Consider the following 19,207-nt stretch of genomic DNA (forward strand, 5'->3'; position numbering starts at 1 on the left):
AAAAAGGGATACTCTACATAAATATTTATGAAGTCCTTTCTAAGCATTCAGGCATCAGGAAATAAAGGACTTTAAGCCCCTTTACTTTAGTCAAGGGTGCTGACGCTACTTTTTTTAGATTTCTGGGAATTCTGTAAATGTAACTCCTAACGATTTGTCAGTCAAGCAGGATGGCACAAGCAAATGTTATTCAAATCTTTAGTCCAAGGGGTTTCCAAGGTTTCTGGGAAAGTTCCCCTTCCCCTGATCTTGGTCATACCATTTGTCCTGCAAATCTTCGCAGCAGTGGGAGTTGTGGCATATCTGTCCTATAGAAACGGCAAGAGAGCGGTTAATGATGTTGCGACTCAACTGCTTGAAGAAGTGAATGCTCGGGTTGAGCAGAATTTGGAGGCTTATCTAACCATTCCGCATCTAGTTAATCAGATTAATGCCACTGCCATCAATCTAGGTCAATTGAATTTGCAAGATATTCCTGAATTAGAGCGTTACTTTTGGCAGCAGCTTCAGATCTTTAATACCCTCACATTTACTGGATTAGGCTTAGAGAATAAAGACAACTTAGGAGCAGAACGATTAGATGATGGTACACTGATACTAAGAGTCTCCACCAAAGCTACCAATCATATTTTTTACTCCTATTCTACTAACGAATTTGGGGAGCGATGCAGCGCGGTCTTGGGGGAAACCCCCATGAGTGACTGCATCAAGAAGCGTCAGGAAATCCTAGACAGTATTAAGTTTGATCCGCGCACTCGACCATGGTATAGCACTGCTGTCAAAGCTGGTCGCTCAACTTGGAGTGAAATTTACCCCAATACTGCTGGGATCACTGCCTATCTCGGTGCATCAATGCCATTTTACGACAAACAGGATCAATTGCAGGGGGTACTCCTAACCAATATAAACCTATCACAAATCGGCAAGTTTTTACGCAGTCTAAACGTTGGCAAAACTGGACAAGTGTTTATCATTGAACGTTCGGGAATGCTCGTGGCAACCTCTACCGGTGAGAAGCCTTTTCGCACTACTCACAAAGACTACGGAGCCGAACGAGTTAAAGCAACGGATAGTACTAATGCTTTCACTAAAGCTACGGCTCAATATTTATCAACCAAGCTGAATCAAAAACAACCAATTCAACGTTTACAGCAATGGAAATTTGCTGTTGACGGTAAACGAAAATTTGTACAAATACAGCCGTTTCAAGATGAGTTTGGCTTGGATTGGTTGATTGTGGTAGTCGTGCCAGAAGCGGATTTCATCGAACAAATCCACGCCCATACCCGCACTACTATTGCCTTATGCCTAGTAGCATTGTTACTGGCAACAGAAGTCGGAATCGTTACATCCCGTTGGGTTGTCCGGCCTATCGTCCAACTGAAGGATGCAGCCATTGCTCTAGAGAAGGGACAATTTGACCAAATTGTCAACCAGGAGCGCTCCGATGAACTTGGGGTTTTGGTTAAGGCATTTAATAACATGGCAAGACAATTGCAAGAGTCGTTTGCCACCCTAGAAGCCAAGAATACTGAATTGCAGCACCTCGATCAACTCAAAAACGAATTTTTAGCCAATACCTCCCAAGAACTCCGCACTCCCCTCAATGGCATTATCAGCATTGCTGAATCCCTGATCGATGGTGTTGCAGGACAATTGCCCTCCAAAGCAAACGCCAATCTTGCCATCATTGCATCTAGTGGAAAAAGACTAGGGAATTTAGTCAACGATCTCCTCGATTTTTCGAAGCTAAAACACAAACATCTTGAACTTCAAATTAAGCCAGTAAGCCTGCGAGAAATAGCCAATCTCGTCCTTGGACATTCCCAGTCTCTAATTGGCAAAAAACCTTTGCAGTTAATTAACTCAATTCCTGCCGATCTGCCCTTGGTCGATGCTGACGAAAATCGGCTGCAACAAATTCTTTATAACTTAATCGAGAATGCTATTAAGTTCACTGAATCTGGTAAGGTGGAAGTATCAGCTGAGCAGTTACCCGTTAGCAATGACGAGTTAGCAATGTTAGTCATTACTGTCTCAGATACAGGAATTGGTATTCCAGCAGATAAATTAAATCGGATTTTTGACTCCTTTGAATCAGTAGATTGCTCCAGGACTAAAGAATACGGCGGGAGGGGTTTGGGATTAGCGGTTACTAGACAGTTAGTCGAGTTACACGGTGGCAAAATTCATGTGCGATCGCTTAGGGTGGGAGAAGTACAATGCCCTCTGGGAGGCTCCCCTAAGCGATCGCAAAATAAGTCTGGTTCCCAGTTTACATTTACTTTGCCAGTGTCTCAGAGGCAGGTTCAGCAGACCTCAGCACTGTTGCCAATTGAATCCATCGCTCCAGTTCCGGATTTGACGAATGAAACCCCGAACTTTACTGGAGCCTTAGCAGCAGACAGTGGATATACCAAAATTTTGATTGTGGACGATGAACCAGTCAACCGTCAGGTTCTTAGCAATTATCTTTCCATGGAAAATTATGCGATCGCTACAGCCACTAATGGTTTAGAAGCTTTAGAAATGCTCTCAACTGGCTTCCAGCCTGACTTGATCTTACTGGATGTGATGATGCCCCGCATGACGGGCTATGAAGTCTGTGAAAAAATTCGCCAGAAGTTTTTGCCCAGTGAACTTCCGGTGATCATGTTAACCGCCAACAATCAAGTTTCCGATTTGGTAGAAGGGTTTACTTGTGGGGTAAATGATTATCTGACTAAGCCTTTTTCTAAGCATGAATTGTTAGCCCGAATTAAAAGTCATCTACGGCTTTCTAAAATTACCTCTGCTTATGGTAAGTTTGTTCCCCATGACTTTTTGCGCTTCCTGGGATATGACAGTATTGTTGATGTTAAATTAGGGGATCATGTTCAAAAAGAAATGACTGTTCTTTTTGCTGATATTCGCTCTTTTACCAGCCTATCAGAACAGTTATCTCCTCAAGAAAATTTTAATTTTATTAATAGCTATCTGAGTCGAGTTAGTCCAGCAATCCGAGCTCACAATGGCTTTATTGATAAGTACATTGGAGATGGAGTCATGGCACTTTTTCCTGAGTCAGCGGATGATGGGGTTCAAGGTGCACTTGAGATGCAACAAACAGTTGCGGTCTACAATCAGCATCGGTCCCAAAGTGGTTATGTTCCGATTACTATCGGTATTGGTTTACATACAGGTAGCTTAATGCTAGGAACAATCGGTGAACAAAAGCGGATGGAAAGTACGGTTATTTCTGATGCAGTTAATCTTGCTTCCCGCTTGGAAGGATTAACCAAACTTTATGGTGCAGGGATTATGATTAGCCAACAAACCCTCTATAACCTGAATGAGTTTCAAAAGTACAGTTATAGGTTTCTGGATCGAGTCAAAGTTAAGGGAAAAAATAAACCGGTGGCAGTATTTGAGCTATTTGATCAAGATGAGCCGCAACTGAAGCAGTTAAAGAGACAAACTAAGAGTAACTTTGAACAAGCTGCTTTTCTCTACCATCGGCAAGCTTTCGCCCAAGCTGAACAGATATTTCAGTCAGTTTTACAAACCAATCCCCAGGATAAAGCAGCCATGCTCTATGTTAAACGCTGCCAAAGGTATCAAAGTTATGGGGTGCCAGAGGACTGGGAACGGGCAGAAGCGTTGCATGAGTAATAATTTAGCGTTGCCCAATTGTGCAATATAGCGCTACGTGTAAGGCAAGAGGAATCCCCCCTAACCCCCCTTAGTAAGGCAGGGCTGTTTCATTCTCTAGAAAATAGAAGATAATCAGATATAATTAATCTTAAGTACAAAAACTGAGGATATATCTCAAATTATGGCTCATTTCACTGATTGCTGCCTTGATAGAATCAAAGCCATGTGCTCGAAGAAGGGTTAAAACCCATGTTTTCAGCAAAGATAAGTTTAAAGGAGCTTGTCCTGACGTTTGCGGACTAATATCTTCTTCATAGATGACGTCTTTTACCCAATGAAGAGAATTTTCAATGAGCCAATGTCCTCTAATTCCATTGGCCAAACCACGAGATAATGGTGGTTTTGAACAAAGATAATAACTGATGCTTCTATAAGTCTCATTTCCACGAGTTCCACTGGGAGAGACTTTAATCACACAACCAGCTCCAATCCATTTGGGGTCAAGGTTTTCGGGTGGATCAAACACTTCAATAAGACGATAAGTATTACGGTTTCTAGTTTTTTCATAATGGGTCACTTTTTGTCGTGGTGTAAGCTGGTTTGATTCCGTTTCTATTTGTTGATATAATTTGGGTTGATTTTTTTTGACTTTAACTAGATAGTCATTCCCTGAATCGACGATGGCTGCCAGAGTTTTTTTTGACAATGAAGAGCATCAAAACTAAAAACTACACCTGTTAAATCTAATAAGTCAATTAATTCTCGAACGACGTAAATTTCGCTTTCCTGTTTGTTTGACATCATTTTTACCCCTAAGACTAATCTTCTTTGATGAGCAAAAGCCGAAACACAACTGATCAAGTTTTGTTTCGCGTTATCGTAGTTACGTTCCAGTATTTTTGAGGCTCTTCCCATCTATGGATATCCATTCTGAAGAGGGAATAACACCATAGTGTTTACTCCATTTATTAAATACAAGTTGGAGTTCTTCGTAATCTAAATTAACCATGACTCTTCTGATCACTGAATAAGAAGGAACACGAGCAAAAGGAATTTGAAGTCTATTAATCAATTCCCTTCGATGACGTTCCACAAATCTACCTAATTGTCGATAACCCCAATAACCACTCATCATTCCCATAATTATGATTAGAAGCACCAGCCAGAGAGGATGACGAAGACCATGAGGATCTCGATGATCAGGTATTTGCAAGAGAAACGTCGATTAAGCTTTTTTCCATGATGCATGGGATATAAGGGAAATTAGCCCGGTTTTTCCGGCTATTGCTTCAATATACACCTTTTTGCTCTATAATGAAACAGCCCTGCCCTTAGTAAGGGGGGCGGGCAAGAGGCAAAAGTTTACGTGCATTAGCAAATGAGCTTTTATCAATGTCCTAACTTTAATGAGTAGTGCTATAATTGAGGGTAATGGGTAAAAAAATAAACTATGAACCTAACCGAAACAACCGGACACGATATCATTCTTTTTTATCAGTAAGTAATCATCCGAATTTGATAAGTACTCGGACATAAAATCTTGACTTGCTGATTAACTATCTTTAGGATAATTCTGTCCAAGACACTAAACTATTGACAAAAGTCTGAACACTCTGCTCGGATAAATCCACAATCGGTAACGTCGATACTACATTTCCATAACACTTACTAATCGAGCGGCGGTAAGCTGGATCATAATGAGTTTCAAGCAAATCTCCTACCAAAGCATGACCTTGACCCCCATCAATCATCTCATACCACTGGTTAATTTTTTTCCAGCCATAGCGAGACCTTAGACACTCTAGCTTACCTTTGAAAAACTCAGGGTTAGTAAGCAAGTGAGGATACTCTTGCAACAACCATTCAATTCGATGTGCCAGGGGTAACTCAACTTCCACACAGCTAGCATCCTTCATATTTTGCCATACTGAATGAGGCAAATAAATTTTTCCAATCTTATTGCTTTCTGCTTCCACCCATACTGGCTTATCAACATCAAAGCGTTGCAATTTTTCCAATAGCAGGGATTCAAACCATTTTTGTGAGGGTTGAGATAATGGTTCACCTTCCCACTCTTGACCCAGCAGGGAACCTCGATGATTGGCTAACTCTTCCAAATCCAGCACTTGGACACCTCGCTTAGCAAGTTGCCGCAAAATCAGGGTTTTCCCACTACCGGTTAGTCCACACAATACCCGGTAAGTAAACTGTTGTGGCAACTGTTCTAATTGTTCCCTTACATAAGCTCGATAGGTTTTGTATCCCCGGTCGAGAACTGTAACTTGCCAGCCAATTTGAACTAACACTGCTGCCAAACTCTGGGAACGCTGTCCACCCCGCCAACAATAGACCAAGGGATGGTAATTTTTATCCTTAGCAGCAAAGTGAGTTTCTAGATGTCGAGAGATGTTCCCAGCAACTAGAGAGGCACCAATTTTACGAGCTTCAAAGGAAGACACTTGTTTATAGATAGTCCCTACCTTAGCCCGTTGCTGATCATCGAGCACAGGTAGATTAATCGCACCTGGCATATGATCCTCAGCAAACTCACTCGGGGAGCGCACATCAATAATTTCGCTGTAGTCTTCTTCCTTTGGCTGCTGGGTATAGTTATGCGATCGCTGCATTCGATGTTCAATTCTCTGTTTCGTGACATACTGTACATCATAACTGCGAAAAACGCTATATAATTCAATTTTGTTGTATCATGAATAGCTAAAAATTACTCCTATTTTCTAATTCTTTAGAGGAGCATTTTCATGATAGATCCCCCTATTAAAAGACCCCAGGTTACCCTGATAATCAAAATTATCTACTAATCCTAAATTAACATGATTCCCCCTTTATGCCCTCTAAATATCACGATTTTTCGCTCCTTTTTGGAAAAAGGCTTTCCCCATACAAACTTTATAGAACGTAGGACGTCAAATTTTTTTGGTCACACGGAGCACTTAAACTTACTTTTGTCAAGGTTTTTGTAAAAAAACTTTATAAAGTATAGATCCATAAGCGGGCAACTTTTTGATTGATTAACTGGGAAGAAATATGCTATAGTATTATTGTCGCGGGTGGCAAATCCGAGACATTAAATAGACGTAAAGGGAAGCGTAGGAATACTGTCAAGGTAGCAGCACCTAATGAAACGTCAATCCACTGAAAAGCTACGGCTCAGTAATAATCTCCGCACCTGCCTCTTTCAGAGGAGCTTCGCTAACGCTAACAGGCCGGAGAGGATGTCAAAATAGTCCGGACACTTATGGTAACGTAGCTGTAAGGATTACAGGGTAAGTATTTGCTTGATAGAGCAATTTTTTTTGCCGTTGCTTAATAATGGAATGATTTTAATAGTTTTTAGGTGCACTTTCCAATGGGCGAGTAAATCGCCCTTGGGTCGCACCTGTAAAATGGGCATCTTGCCCGTTCGAGATCTGTTGGCGCGGGCAGGATGCCCACTCTACTCCTATTCATCCAAAGATTCAGCAACGCCTTCTTTTTGGCAATTTAGCCCTGGATAGACAATTGAAAAAATTAAGGCAAGTAGCCTGAAATCCTTGCATTGTATTCGTTCTGGATTCGAAAAAATATCGGGAGTATTGAACTTAATGATGAAGAAGCATAATTTGATCATCAAGAAGCTAGCAACTATATTTGTTGTACTTATTACCATCCTGTCCATGGCAGTAGTTCCACCGGCTCAAGCCTGCAGCCGGTTAGTCTACCAAGGTAGTTCAAACGGACCAATTACTGCACGCAGCATGGACTGGTTGAACGATCCTGGTACTGATCTCTGGGTTTTTCCGAAAGGCATGAAGCGTGATGGTGGGACTGGTTGCAACTCAATCACATGGACTTCGAAATATGGCAGCATCATTACCTCGTCCTATGACATGGGCACCGTTGACGGCATGAACGATCAGGGTCTCGTTGCCAATCTCCTCTTTTTGACAGCAACGGACTACGGCAAGATTGAACCAGGTGATAAAACCTTGTCCATTGGAGGCTGGGGTCAATATGTCCTTGATAATTATGCGACCGTAAACGAGGCAGTGACAGAACTGCAACAAGAACCCTTCCGGATTATCCCAGCCACTGTTAAGGACATCTTGTCGCAAAATCTTGGGCTTGATATCCCAGAAGATCAGTCACAACTAGAGTTTACACTTCACTTGTCGCTCTCGGATCCAAGTGGGGATTCAGCGATCTTTGAATACATTGATGGTAAACTACAAATCCATCATGCTAAGGAATACCAGGTGCTAACCAACGACCCGATCTTCGACCAACAGCTTGGCCTCAATACCTATTGGAATCAGGTTGGAGGTGGGTCATTTCTGCCAGGCACTAACAATCCCTCAGACCGGTTCGTCCGGGCTAGCTATTACTTGGCAGAAATGAATAATAATTGGATAAGTGAATTGCAGAAAAATCGGCGGAATGAGATAGCTGCGGCGTTGGGCATCATCCGCAACGTCTCTGATCCACTCGGTCTGTCTGGTTTCGGCGTCAGTACCACCGTTTGGCGGACTGTCTCGGATCAAACCAACCTCACTTACTTTTTTGAATTCACCAAGAGTCCGAATGTTTTCTGGGTCGAGATGAGCAAACTGAACCTTGAAGAAGGGGCACCTGTGATGAAGCTTGAAAATGTTGATTCTTTGAGTTTGGTAGGCGAGGTATCAGGAGAGTTCCAGGAAGCTGAGCCTTTCTCCTGGGATCTGTCCTCAGTCTTGGATGACTGATGATTCTTTGTAGATTGATGTAAGGATTGAAATCACTGTCTGGTATAGCTTCTACACTCATGCAACAAACCCTAATTAGCCCCCCCACGGGCGCAGCGACACCCGTTATGAAAGAAAGAAACAGTTGTGGGAGATTGTAGGGGCGAAGCATTTGGGTGATAATTTAAGCACATAGACCCAAGTATATCAATCCAAATGCTTCGCCCAACCCCCGGAAGTTGAGAGTGTTTCTTCAGAGTTATACCCCACATTCCGCACTTCGTAATGTAGCACGTTATGATTACGTATTTTAGGTAGCTTGGCGATGCCTTCGGCGGTTCGCGAAGCGACCATCGCAAAAAATGAAAATATTAGGCATTTATACTCAAGACGATCACCAAGCTACCTGGGACAAATATACTAATTTGTATACTACAAATTGACGTGCGGAATGTGGGTTATAGCATTTACCAAAAGTAGCTGGAGACTTAATTGAAAGGAATCATTGATATGTCTTCATTTCATAGTTTTGACTATCTGGCCACGGCATTTAATGCGACTTGAGCTAATCTACAATAGAATAATAAGTAGTCGGACATAAATAAACAGCTTTGTGTTAACAAATGTAAAAACAGCGCTAATTATTGTGCCATAAACGTTTCTGGTGTGTTTACAAAAATTAATACAGATACCAAAACTGTTGTCCGACTACTTAGTAACCAATTTTATAATTTACGATACACACGGAGTATTTGATGATAACGCAAGATGACATTCAAGCGGGTCACAGTGTTTATAATCCATTCATGTTATTTGTCTATGATTTGACTGTATTAGGAATAAATAATCATTTCATTTGGAAATGCCCAACAAAAAAAATACTTGAACTCTATAATCAAAACATTACCCCAAATCATTTGGATGTTGGTGTAGGTACAGGTTATTATTTAGATAAATGCAACTTCTCTTCTCCTCAAGTCAGGTTAGGGTTAATGGATTTAAATATCAATTGTCTCAAAGCTACGGCAAGAAGAATTGCTCGATATACTCCTGAAATATATCAACATGATGTATATAAACCAATAGATATTGAGCTTGAGTGCTTTGATTCAATAGGGATGAATTATTTGCTCCATTGTCTCCCTGGTAACATGATGAGCAAAGCGGAGGTTTTTAAGAACTTAAGTAAGCTTTTAAATTCAGGTGGCAAGATTTTTGGTTCTACCATTCTTCACGAAGGTGTTGAACGAAGTTATATTGCTAAAAAGTTTATGGAGATGCATAACGCAAAAAAAGTATTTACTAATGTGGATGATGATTTAGACACCCTAGAAAAGATATTGCGTGACAATTATTCAGAATACTCAATATCAATAAGTGGCTGTGTTGCCTTATTTTGTGCAAAAAAAAGTTAATGAAGCAGGCTCTCCTAGACTGATTATAGTAAATGAGTAGTTTAAATGAGCTTAACCCCTTAAATAGCAAGGGATTCAATCAACTAAAAATACAGTTTTATTAAAATTGCATTTTTAAATTACTCAAAACCTTACTTAGTAAGGGCTATGGCGATTATTTTATACTAATTTATCATAGCCACCCTAGGAGAGCCATGAAGCATTATTGGGGAACATCCCAATTGTGCCAAATCCGGGTTAGACACCACCTTTATCTCAACAAGCTCAAGGGGTGACGATGAGACCTGAAGGGGTGACAAGCAGGCTGAATCCTTGATAAATCAAGCTTTTTACCCTGTTGCTCTCCCCAAAGATATATATCTCCTCTTTCAGTCATCACAGTCTTGGGAGACCCCAGTTAGTCTAGTTCCCGGTGCGAAACCCAAAAGCCTTATAGTGATTGAGAAACACATCAATTTCTCCCACTCTGTTGAGAGCTGATTCGTAAACTCGCTGTAATCCTTGTAGGATAAGGCTTGCGCTCAAATAGAACAATTGAACTATTTAATACCCAAAAAACAATCATAGCAAGGCTTTCAGACTTCTTAAGATTTACTTTACGAATCAGCTCTGAGGCTAACCGATAGTGTTACGAATTCGATAATTTTGTCGAGTGTTAACTCGGCTTCTTCAACAAGCCAGACACTTGTCACCCCCTGAACTTAGATGCACTTACATTTTACATTGCACTTTTTTGTTATTGAAAGCCTTATAGGTAGGGCTTGCTGTTCTATTTTATAGATAGGCTCTGGGAAATTATATCCAAAAGCAGTTTTTGGTTATCCTTCAAGAACATATGTTGACCGGGAAACATTTGCAGTTTAAAGGCACTGGAAGTGTATTTAGACCATTCTGCAAGTTGTTTTTCACTCGCAAAATAATCGTTTGTCCCACCAAAGCTATAGATTGGACAACTGAGAGGATCTTTTTCTAAGTAGTTATAGCTTTGAAATACTTGAAAGTCGGCTTGGAAGACCTTGATCAAATCTTGTACAAGTGAAGGATCTTCATAAATAGCTTCTGGGATTTCTACAATTTTGCTAATATTTATCAGTTTTGGCTCTTGTGATAAAGACTCCATCTTCTTTGATAAAGAAATATCTGGTTTTGGTGGGAAGCCACTTAAGAACAGGTGTAGTGGATTGAAATTATATTCTTTTTCAAGAACATGGGTAAGTTCAAAAGCAATCAAAGCCCCCAGGCTATGACCGAAGAAAGCAAACGGTCTATCTAAGTAAGGAATAAGAATTTCTCCTAGTACTTGGATAAGAGTAGCAAAATCTGTAAAAGGTTTTTCCTTTAAGCGTTTTTGCCTACCTGGAAGTTGAATTGGCAACACTTCTATATCCGCTAGGACTTCCTTAGACCATCCTTGAAATATTGAGGCATTTGAACCTGCTGGGTGAAAGCAGAATAGACGTAGACGAGCATTGGGTTTTGGTTCATGATATGCAATCCAACTGTTTGTTTTATCAGCCAATTCTTTACTTTCATATTCAGAATTTATGCTCTCTGGATAATAACCATCTTGAGTCAATTGTTTAGTAAGGTCTTCTGCTAATTCAATTATACTGATTCCTTGTTGTATTTTGCTAGCAGATACAGTCACTTCTAGTTGACTTTCAAGTTTATTTCTGAGTTCAATACTAGTTAAGGAATCAAAACCCAATTCTAAAATAGATTGTTGTGGATTTATAAGGTGGAAAGCATTGATTTGAAGTGTGTGGCGTACCTGCTTTTGGATATATTCGACCAAAATTTCTTTACATTCTTGAGCCGAAACTGTTGCCAATTTGCGAATTAGTTCAATATTTTTAGTGAATTGCTGTGGAGACGCAATCTTGATTGTTTCTTCTTTTATTTGTTGTTGGTGTTGTTTAACTAATAGCTCTATAAGTTTTGGGAGAAATTCAACTTCACTTGGAGACAGATTTCCCACTCTTTCTAGTTGTTGAACTAAAGCTTTGGTTTCTCCTTGATTAATCAGATTAATGATAGGAGTGCAGAGATTTTCTAGTGGCAGACCACCATTCTTTCGAGCGTCATTTTTAGAGCTCTCTACCCAATACCTTTGTCGTTGGAAGGGATAGGTAGGTAAGGCGACTTTCTGACGAGCATAATCTTGATCAAATCCTGACCAATCTATTGGGGTTCCCTTTACATATAACTGTCCTAAACTAGACAACATCTGTTGCCATTCATCAATTCCCGGACGCAATGATGGCAACCACACAGCTGCTCCCTCTGGTAAACATTGCCTTCCCATCCCTAATAATATTGGTTTAGGCCCGATTTCTAGGAAAGTTTCATAGCCTTGCTGGTGTAACTCTTTCATTCCTTGGGCAAACCTTACCGGCTGGCGCACATGATTCACCCAATATCGTGCTGTGGCGATGCTGTTGTCTGCCTGAGCTCCTGTGACGTTGGATATGATTGGTATCCTTGGTTGATGGTAAGTGATTTGATTGGCTAGAGTTTCAAACTCTGCCAACATCGGTTCGATCACAGGGGAATGGAAGGCGTGGGATACTGGTAGTTGTTTGGTTTTGATGCCGGCTGATTCTAGGCGATTGACTATGGCTTTGAGCGCCATAGATTCCCCTGAAATTACTACACTTTTTGGTCCATTGATGGCTGCTACAGATATTTCTGGCTGAGCCGCAATCACTTCTGTGACGTAAGATTCTGAAGCCATGACTGAAACCATTTCTCCACCAGCAGGCAAACTTTGCATCAATCTTCCTCTGGCGGCAATTAATTTCAGACCATCTTCTAAACTGAATACTCCTGCTACCGTTGCTGCTAGATATTCACCCACACTGTGACCCATGACTATATCCGGTTTAATTCCCCAAGATTGCCAGAGTTGAAATAGGGCATATTCCACAGCAAAGACAGCAGGTTGGGTATAAGCTGTCTGCTCCAAGACAGACTCGTCTGTTTCTAGGGAATAGAGAACTTCCAGTAGAGGTCTGTCTAAATAGGGTTGCAAAATTTCTGCACACTCATCTAAAGCGTTCTTGAAAGTCGGTTGGCTCTCATACAGTTGTCTGCCCATACCTACATACTGAGAACCCTGACCCGTGAACAACATTGCCACTCTGGAGGAATCACCACCACTGACTACCCCACTCGCCAGCCCAGTTGTCTCTTCCCCCGTGCCGAAAGCCCTCAGCTGCTGTTGCAATTGTGCAGTTGTCCCTGCGACCAAACTCAACCGATGATTGTATGACAACCTTCCTGTGTTAGCAGTGAAGCAGACATCTGCCAGTGCTTGCTCTGGATGGCTCTCCAGGTGTTGACTATAGCTTTTGGCTAGCTGGTACAATGCTTCTTCGTTCTTGGCGGATAACCCCAATACATGCAATGGTCTTTCCCACTCTAGCTGAGGGCTTTCTCGTAGGGGTGGGGCTTGCTCCAACACCACATGGGCGTTCGTCCCTGTGAATCCAAAGGAACTCACCCCAGCCAACCGACGACCCGATACCTCCCATGGTGTCAGTTCTTGTGGTACCTGTAGCCAAGGCTCCCAGTCAATCTTGGGATTTGGCTGGTGCAAGTGCAGATGGGCTGGCAGGAGCTGATGCTGTAGTGATAATACCACCTTGATTAGTCCCGATACTCCCGCCGCTGCTTCTAAATGACCAATGTTCGTCTTCACTGAGGCTATCCACAACGGGAACTCTGGAGTACGTTCCTCTCCCAGCACCGCCATGGCCGCATTCACCTCTATGGGGTCTCCCAAGGATGTTCCCGTACCATGAGCCTCCAAATAACTAATTTCACAAGGCTTGACCTGTGCTTGAGCCAGGGCTTGCTTCATCAATCGTTGTTGAGACCGTCCATTGGGGACTGTTAACCCACTGGACGGTCCATCTTGATTGACTGCACTACCCCGAATCACTGCTAAAATCCGGTCTCCATCTTTGTGTGCATCACTCAGACGTTTCAGCAGCACCATACCACAGCCCTCTCCCCGTCCATAACCATCCGCTGAAACATCAAAAGTCTTACACTGACCATCGACGGAAATCGTTCTGGCTCTGGAGGAACCAATATAGGATAATGGGGTTAAATTTAATTTCACTCCTCCTGCCAGAGCCATCTGACACTCTCGGAGTCGCAAACTATTGCTGGCCTGATGAATCGCCACTAGGGATGAGGAGCAAGCAGTGTCAATAGTTACTGTTGGTCCGGTGAAGCCAAAGGTGTAAGCCAAACGACCTGCGGCACTAGATAAAGCATTACCAGTTCCTGCATGGGTAACTAATGGACTCTCTGGCTCCTGGTGCAAGTGCTGCTGGAGCAATTGTTCGTAGTCATGACCATCATTACCGACAAACACTCCCACTGCTGCTTCATCGAGTCGCTCTAACACTTGCCCTGCTTGCTCCAGTGCTTCCCAGCTCACTTCTAAGAGTAGGCGGTGTTGGGGGTCGATTGCTACTGCTTCACGGGGGGAAATCCCGAAAAAGCTAGGGTCGAATTGGTCAACATTCTCTATGAAATGCCCATAACGGGTGAGCATCTTACCCGGAGCATCTGGATCAGGGTTGTAGTAAGCTTCAATGTCCCATCGCTCTGGTGGGATTTCTGAGCGCACACTGATGCCCCTTTGCAACAACTGCCAAAACTTTTCTGGATCAGAGGCACCTCCGGGAAACCGACAACTCATGCCAATGATTGCTATTGGTTCATTCCACTCGCTTCTTTTCTGGGGCGATTGGGTATCAGCTGCATCCCCTGAACTGAGCTGCCATACTTCTGATGTGATGTAGTCGGTTAGTTTTTCAATATTGGGAAAGTCAAAGGTTAAGGTTGATGATAGATTTACTCCCAAAAGCTTGCTCAGTCGCTCCTGTAACTCTACTGCCATCAGCGAGTCCATCCCCATCTCGAAAAATCCTACCTCTGGGTCTGGTTTGTTTGTTATGGGTAAACCTAAAACCTGGGCAACTTCCTCTTGTAGTGCTTGTTGCAGCACTTTCCTCCTCTGAGTTTCGGTTACAGCCTCCAACTGTTGTCGTAAACTGGGGGCGATATCCGTCTTAGCCTCAACCTCTTCAGTCACAGTAGCTATGAGCTCTAGCAATGGACGAGGACCCTTGAGGGCATACATAGTTTTGAAGCGAGACCAGTCATTGCGACTAACTGTCACCTGAACTTGGTCACCTGAGAGCAGCTGCTCCAAGGCAGAAATTGCCAACTCCGGTGAGAGGGCTTCTACTCCCATTTGAGCTAGCCATTCTTGAGCCTCATCTGTTGCCATGCCACCCCCTGCCCAGGGTCCCCAATTTATCGCTAATCCCGGTAAGCCCAGGGAGTTACGATAGTGCATCAGCCCATCCAGGAACTGATTCGCTGCTGCATAATGAGCCTGACCTTTTGAGCCCCACACTGAGGCAATGGAGGAGAAGCACACGAAGAAATCCAGATTTTCCTTCTCACAGAGCTGATGTAGATTCCATCCCCCCTTGACTTTGGGACGTAGCATTTCCTCCCACGCTTCCGGCGTCAACTCTTCGATAACACCTAATCCTCCTGCTACTCCTGCGGCATGAACAATCCCTTTGAGAGGATTCCCCTCTGCTTGCATCTGCTGCCAGACTCGTTCCATGTCTGTCTGTTCCGCCACATCCGCTGCTATGACACTGACTTTAGCCCCTGCCTTTTGTAGTTCTTCCACAGCTGGCTTCACCTTCTCTGTCAGACCCTTCCTACTGAACAGGAGCAGATGGCGGGCTCCCTGTTGGACTAACCAATTTGCCACTTTCAGCCCCAAGCTTCCCAATCCACCTGTGATCAGATAGCTTCCCGTTGGCTCTACTTTGAACTTCTTCGATGTTGAAGGCGAACTGGAAACTAACCGGGGCACATAACGTTCTCCCTTACGGTATACCACTTGGTCTTCAGCATCAGGGTTCAGGAGTTCTCTTAGAAGACATGTTATTCCAGCTTCTGCGGTTTCATCCGGCTCTAGGTCGATTAATCCTCCCCACAACTCAGGGTGTTCGAGTGACGCAACCTTGCCCATTCCCCACACAGGCGTCTGAGCCACAGATATAGGATGCTCTCCCAAGGCTACTGCTCCTGCTGTGACTACCCAGACTTTTGCTACAGTTGGCTCGTCTTGTTGCACTAAGGCTTTTATTAGTCCTAGCAAGCTTTGGCAGGTAGTTTCTACTTGAGAAAGGACTTCCTTGTTACGGGTTAGATATATAATTCCTACCAACGGCAGCTCGGTTTTTTGTTGAACTTGCTGCAATAGTTGTGAGTAGTCTTGAGGGGGCTTCTCAACGATCTGGCAGCTTTGCCCTTGGTGCTGGAGTCGCTCTGCTAACTTCTGTGCTACAGTTTCCTCACCCTCGATAATCAGCCATTGACCAGGCTGGGAAGGGCTTTCTGGAGCTAGGACTGAAGGCTTTAGTTGCCACTGTATCTGGTATAAACAATCCCTCAGAGCTGCTTGTGCCAGTGCTTTTTGATGATGGCCAATCAGTTGCTGCACGACTTCAACTGCTGTCAAGGAGCCGTTTCCTGACAGCATTGCTGTCAACTGCTTGTAGTCTCCTAGGTCAAGGAGCTCAGTTACAGGAGAAGAGTTTTTAGCCGATAACTGTTTTGTTGTTTTGTCCCTGCTTGGAGAATTTTCTACCCAATACCTTTGTCGTTGGAAGGGATAGGTAGGTAAGGCGACTTTGTGACGAGCATAATCTTGGTCAAATCCTGACCAATCTATTGGGGTTCCCTTTACATATAACTGTCCTAAACTAGACAACATCTGTTGCCATTCATCAATTCCCTGACGTAATGATGGCAACCACACAGCTGCTCCCTCTGGTAAACATTGCCTTCCCATCCCTAATAATATTGGTTTGGGTCCAATTTCTAGGAAAGTTTCATAGCCTTGCTGGTTTAACTCTTTTATTCCTTGAGCAAACCTTACCGGTTGGCGCACATGGCTCACCCAATATTGTGTTGTGGTTATGCTGTTGTCTGCTTTGGTTCCTGTGACGTTGGATATGATTGGTATCCTTGGTTGATGGTAAGTGATTTGATTGGCCACAGCTTCAAATTCGGCCAACATCGGTTCGATCACAGGGGAATGGAAGGCGTGGGATACTGGTAGTTGTTTGGTTTTGATGCCGGCTGATTCTAGGCGATTGACTATGGCTTTGAGCGCCATAGATTCCCCTGAAATTACTACACTTTTTGGTCCATTGATGGCTGCTACAGATATTTCTGGCTGAGCCGCAATCACTTCTGTGACGTAAGATTCTGAAGCCATGACTGAAACCATTTCTCCACCAGCAGGCAAACTTTGCATCAATCTTCCTCTGGCGGCAATTAATTTCAGACCATCTTCTAAACTGAATACTCCTGCTACCGTTGCTGCTAGATATTCACCCACACTGTGACCCATGACTACATCTGGTTTAATTCCCCAGGATTGCCAGAGTTGAAATAGGGCATATTCCACAGCAAACAAAGCAGGTTGGGTATAAGCTGTCTGCTCCAAGACAGATTCGTCTGCTTCTAGGGAATAGAGAGCTTCCAGTAGAGGTCTGTCTAAATAGGGTTGCAAAATTTTCGCACACTCGTCTAGGGCTTTCTTAAAAGTCGGTTGGCTCTCATACAGTTCTCTGCCCATACCCACATACTGAGAACCCTGACCCGTGAACAACATTGCCAGTCTGGGGGACTCACTACCACTAACTACCCCACTCGCCAGCCCAGTTGTCTCTTCCCCTGTGCAGAAAGTCCTCAGTTTCTCTTGCAACTCCTCTTTTGTACCCGCCACCAGACTCAACCGATGAGCGTATGACAACCTGCCCGTGTTAGCAGTGAAACAGATATCCCCCAATGCTTGCTCTGGATGTCTCTCCAGGTGTTGACTGTAGCTTTGGGCTAACTGGTACAATGCCTCTTCGTTTTTGGCGGATAACCCCAATACATGCAATGGTCTTTCCCACTCTAGCTGAGGGCTTTCTCGTAGGGGTGGGGCTTGCTCCAACACCACATGGGCGTTCGTCCCCGTGAATCCAAAGGAACTCACCCCAGCCAACCGACGACCCGATACCTCCCATGGTGTCAGTTCCCTTGGTACTTGCAGCCAGGGCTGCCAGTCAATCTTGGGATTTGGCTGGTGCAAGTGCAGATGGGCTGGCAGAAGCTGATGCTGTAGTGATAAGACTACCTTAATTAATCCTGCCACTCCTGCCGCTGCTTCTAAATGACCAATGTTCGTCTTCACCGAGGCTATCCACAACGGGGATTCTGGAGTCCGCTCCTCACCCAAGACTCCTACTGCTGCATTGACCTCTATGGGGTCTCCCAAGGATGTCCCCGTACCATGAGCCTCCAAATAACTAATCTCACAAGGCTTGACCTGTGCTTGAGCTAGGGCTTGCTTTATCAATCGTTGTTGAGACCGTCCATTGGGGACTGTTAACCCACTGGACGGTCCATCTTGATTGACTGCACTAGCCCGAATCACTGCTAAAATCCGGTCTCCATCTTTGTGTGCATCACTCAGACGTTTCAGCAGCACCATACCACAGCCCTCTCCCCGTCCAAACCCATCCGCTGAAACATCAAAAGTCTTACACTGACCATCGACGGAAATCATTCTGGCTCTGGAGGCACCAATATAGGATAATGGGGTTAAATTTAATTTCACTCCTCCTGCCAAAGCCATCTGACACTCCCGGAGTCGCAAACTATTGCTGGCTTGATGAATCGCCACTAGGGATGAGGAGCAAGCAGTGTCAATAGTTACTGTTGGTCCGGTGAAGCCAAAGGTGTAAGCCAAACGACCTGCGGTACTGGATAAAGCACTACCAGTTCCTGCATGGGTAACTAATGAACTCTCTGGCATCTGGTGCAAATGCTGCTGGAGCAATTGTTCGTAGTCATGACCGTCATTACCAACAAACACTCCCACCGCTGCTTCATCTAGCCGCTCTAAAACTTGGCCTGCTTGCTCTAGTGCTTCCCAGCTCACTTCCAACAGTAGGCGGTGTTGGGGGTCGATTGCTACTGCTTCACGGGGGGAAATCCCGAAAAATCCGGGGTCGAATTGGTCAACATTCTCTATGAAATGCCCATAACGAGTGAGCATCTTACCCGGAGCATCTGGATCAGGGTTGTAGTAAGCTTCAATGTCCCATCGCTCTGGTGGGATTTCTGAGCGCACACTGATGCCCCTTTGCAACAACTGCCAAAACTTTTCTGGATCAGAGGCACCTCCGGGAAACCGACAACTCATGCCAATGATTGCTATTGGTTCGTGCAAAGTATTATTCAGCTTAGTCTCTAGTTTCTTGAGAGCTAATGTGGCTCGCTGCAAAGGAGACAGTTGCTTAATCTGATCTTTTTGAGTGAATTTATTCAACATAACTT

At 43.8% G+C, this 19,207-nt stretch carries 8 protein-coding genes; 3 read left to right on the plus strand and 5 right to left on the minus strand.

What is annotated here, in order from left to right; translation table 11 throughout:
- Window positions 1–183: 183 nt before the first annotated feature.
- A complete protein-coding gene (locus tag F6J90_RS20455; protein WP_293097425.1) occupies window positions 184–3,651 on the plus strand; it encodes a response regulator in 3,468 nt (1,155 codons plus the stop codon).
- Window positions 3,652–3,781: 130 nt separating this feature from the next.
- Here the strand turns inward: F6J90_RS20455 and F6J90_RS20460 are convergent, their stop codons facing one another.
- The 4 genes from F6J90_RS20460 to mnmH all read right to left on the minus strand — a co-directional run bounded on the left by F6J90_RS20460 (window position 3,782) and on the right by mnmH (window position 6,260).
- Entirely contained in the window at window positions 3,782–4,339 is a 558-nt protein-coding gene (locus F6J90_RS20460; RefSeq protein ID WP_293097427.1) for an ISAs1 family transposase, read from the minus strand.
- Entirely contained in the window at window positions 4,288–4,548 is a 261-nt protein-coding gene (locus F6J90_RS20465) for a hypothetical protein (protein WP_293097430.1), read from the minus strand. Before F6J90_RS20465 ends, F6J90_RS20460 begins: the two co-directional genes overlap by 52 nt.
- Window positions 4,517–4,846 carry a transposase family protein gene (locus F6J90_RS43655; RefSeq protein ID WP_366513794.1) on the minus strand — a complete coding sequence of 110 codons (330 nt, stop codon included), beginning with the start codon at window positions 4,844–4,846 and terminating at the stop codon, window positions 4,517–4,519. Before F6J90_RS43655 ends, F6J90_RS20465 begins: the two co-directional genes overlap by 32 nt.
- A 349-nt stretch (window positions 4,847–5,195) precedes the next feature.
- Window positions 5,196–6,260 carry a tRNA 2-selenouridine(34) synthase MnmH gene (mnmH, locus tag F6J90_RS20470; RefSeq protein ID WP_293097432.1) on the minus strand — a complete coding sequence of 355 codons (1,065 nt, stop codon included), beginning with the start codon at window positions 6,258–6,260 and terminating at the stop codon, window positions 5,196–5,198.
- A 975-nt stretch (window positions 6,261–7,235) separates the two neighbouring features.
- Between mnmH and F6J90_RS20475 the strand changes: the two genes are divergently transcribed.
- Both F6J90_RS20475 and F6J90_RS20480 read left to right on the plus strand, forming a co-directional pair.
- The gene (locus F6J90_RS20475) at window positions 7,236–8,372 is read left to right on the plus strand and encodes a linear amide C-N hydrolase (RefSeq protein WP_293097434.1); all 1,137 of its coding nucleotides are present in this window, start codon (window positions 7,236–7,238) and stop codon (window positions 8,370–8,372) included.
- A 734-nt stretch (window positions 8,373–9,106) separates the two neighbouring features.
- A complete protein-coding gene (locus F6J90_RS20480; protein WP_293097436.1) occupies window positions 9,107–9,766 on the plus strand; it encodes a class I SAM-dependent methyltransferase in 660 nt (219 codons plus the stop codon).
- A gap of 769 nt (window positions 9,767–10,535) precedes the next feature.
- Here F6J90_RS20480 and F6J90_RS20485 read toward each other — a convergent pair.
- Window positions 10,536–19,202, minus strand: a complete 8,667-nt coding sequence (locus F6J90_RS20485; RefSeq protein ID WP_293097439.1) for a type I polyketide synthase — start codon at window positions 19,200–19,202, stop codon at window positions 10,536–10,538.
- Window positions 19,203–19,207 lie beyond the last annotated feature (5 nt).

The organism is Moorena sp. SIOASIH (genome assembly GCF_010671925.1).
Classification (GTDB): domain Bacteria; phylum Cyanobacteriota; class Cyanobacteriia; order Cyanobacteriales; family Coleofasciculaceae; genus Moorena.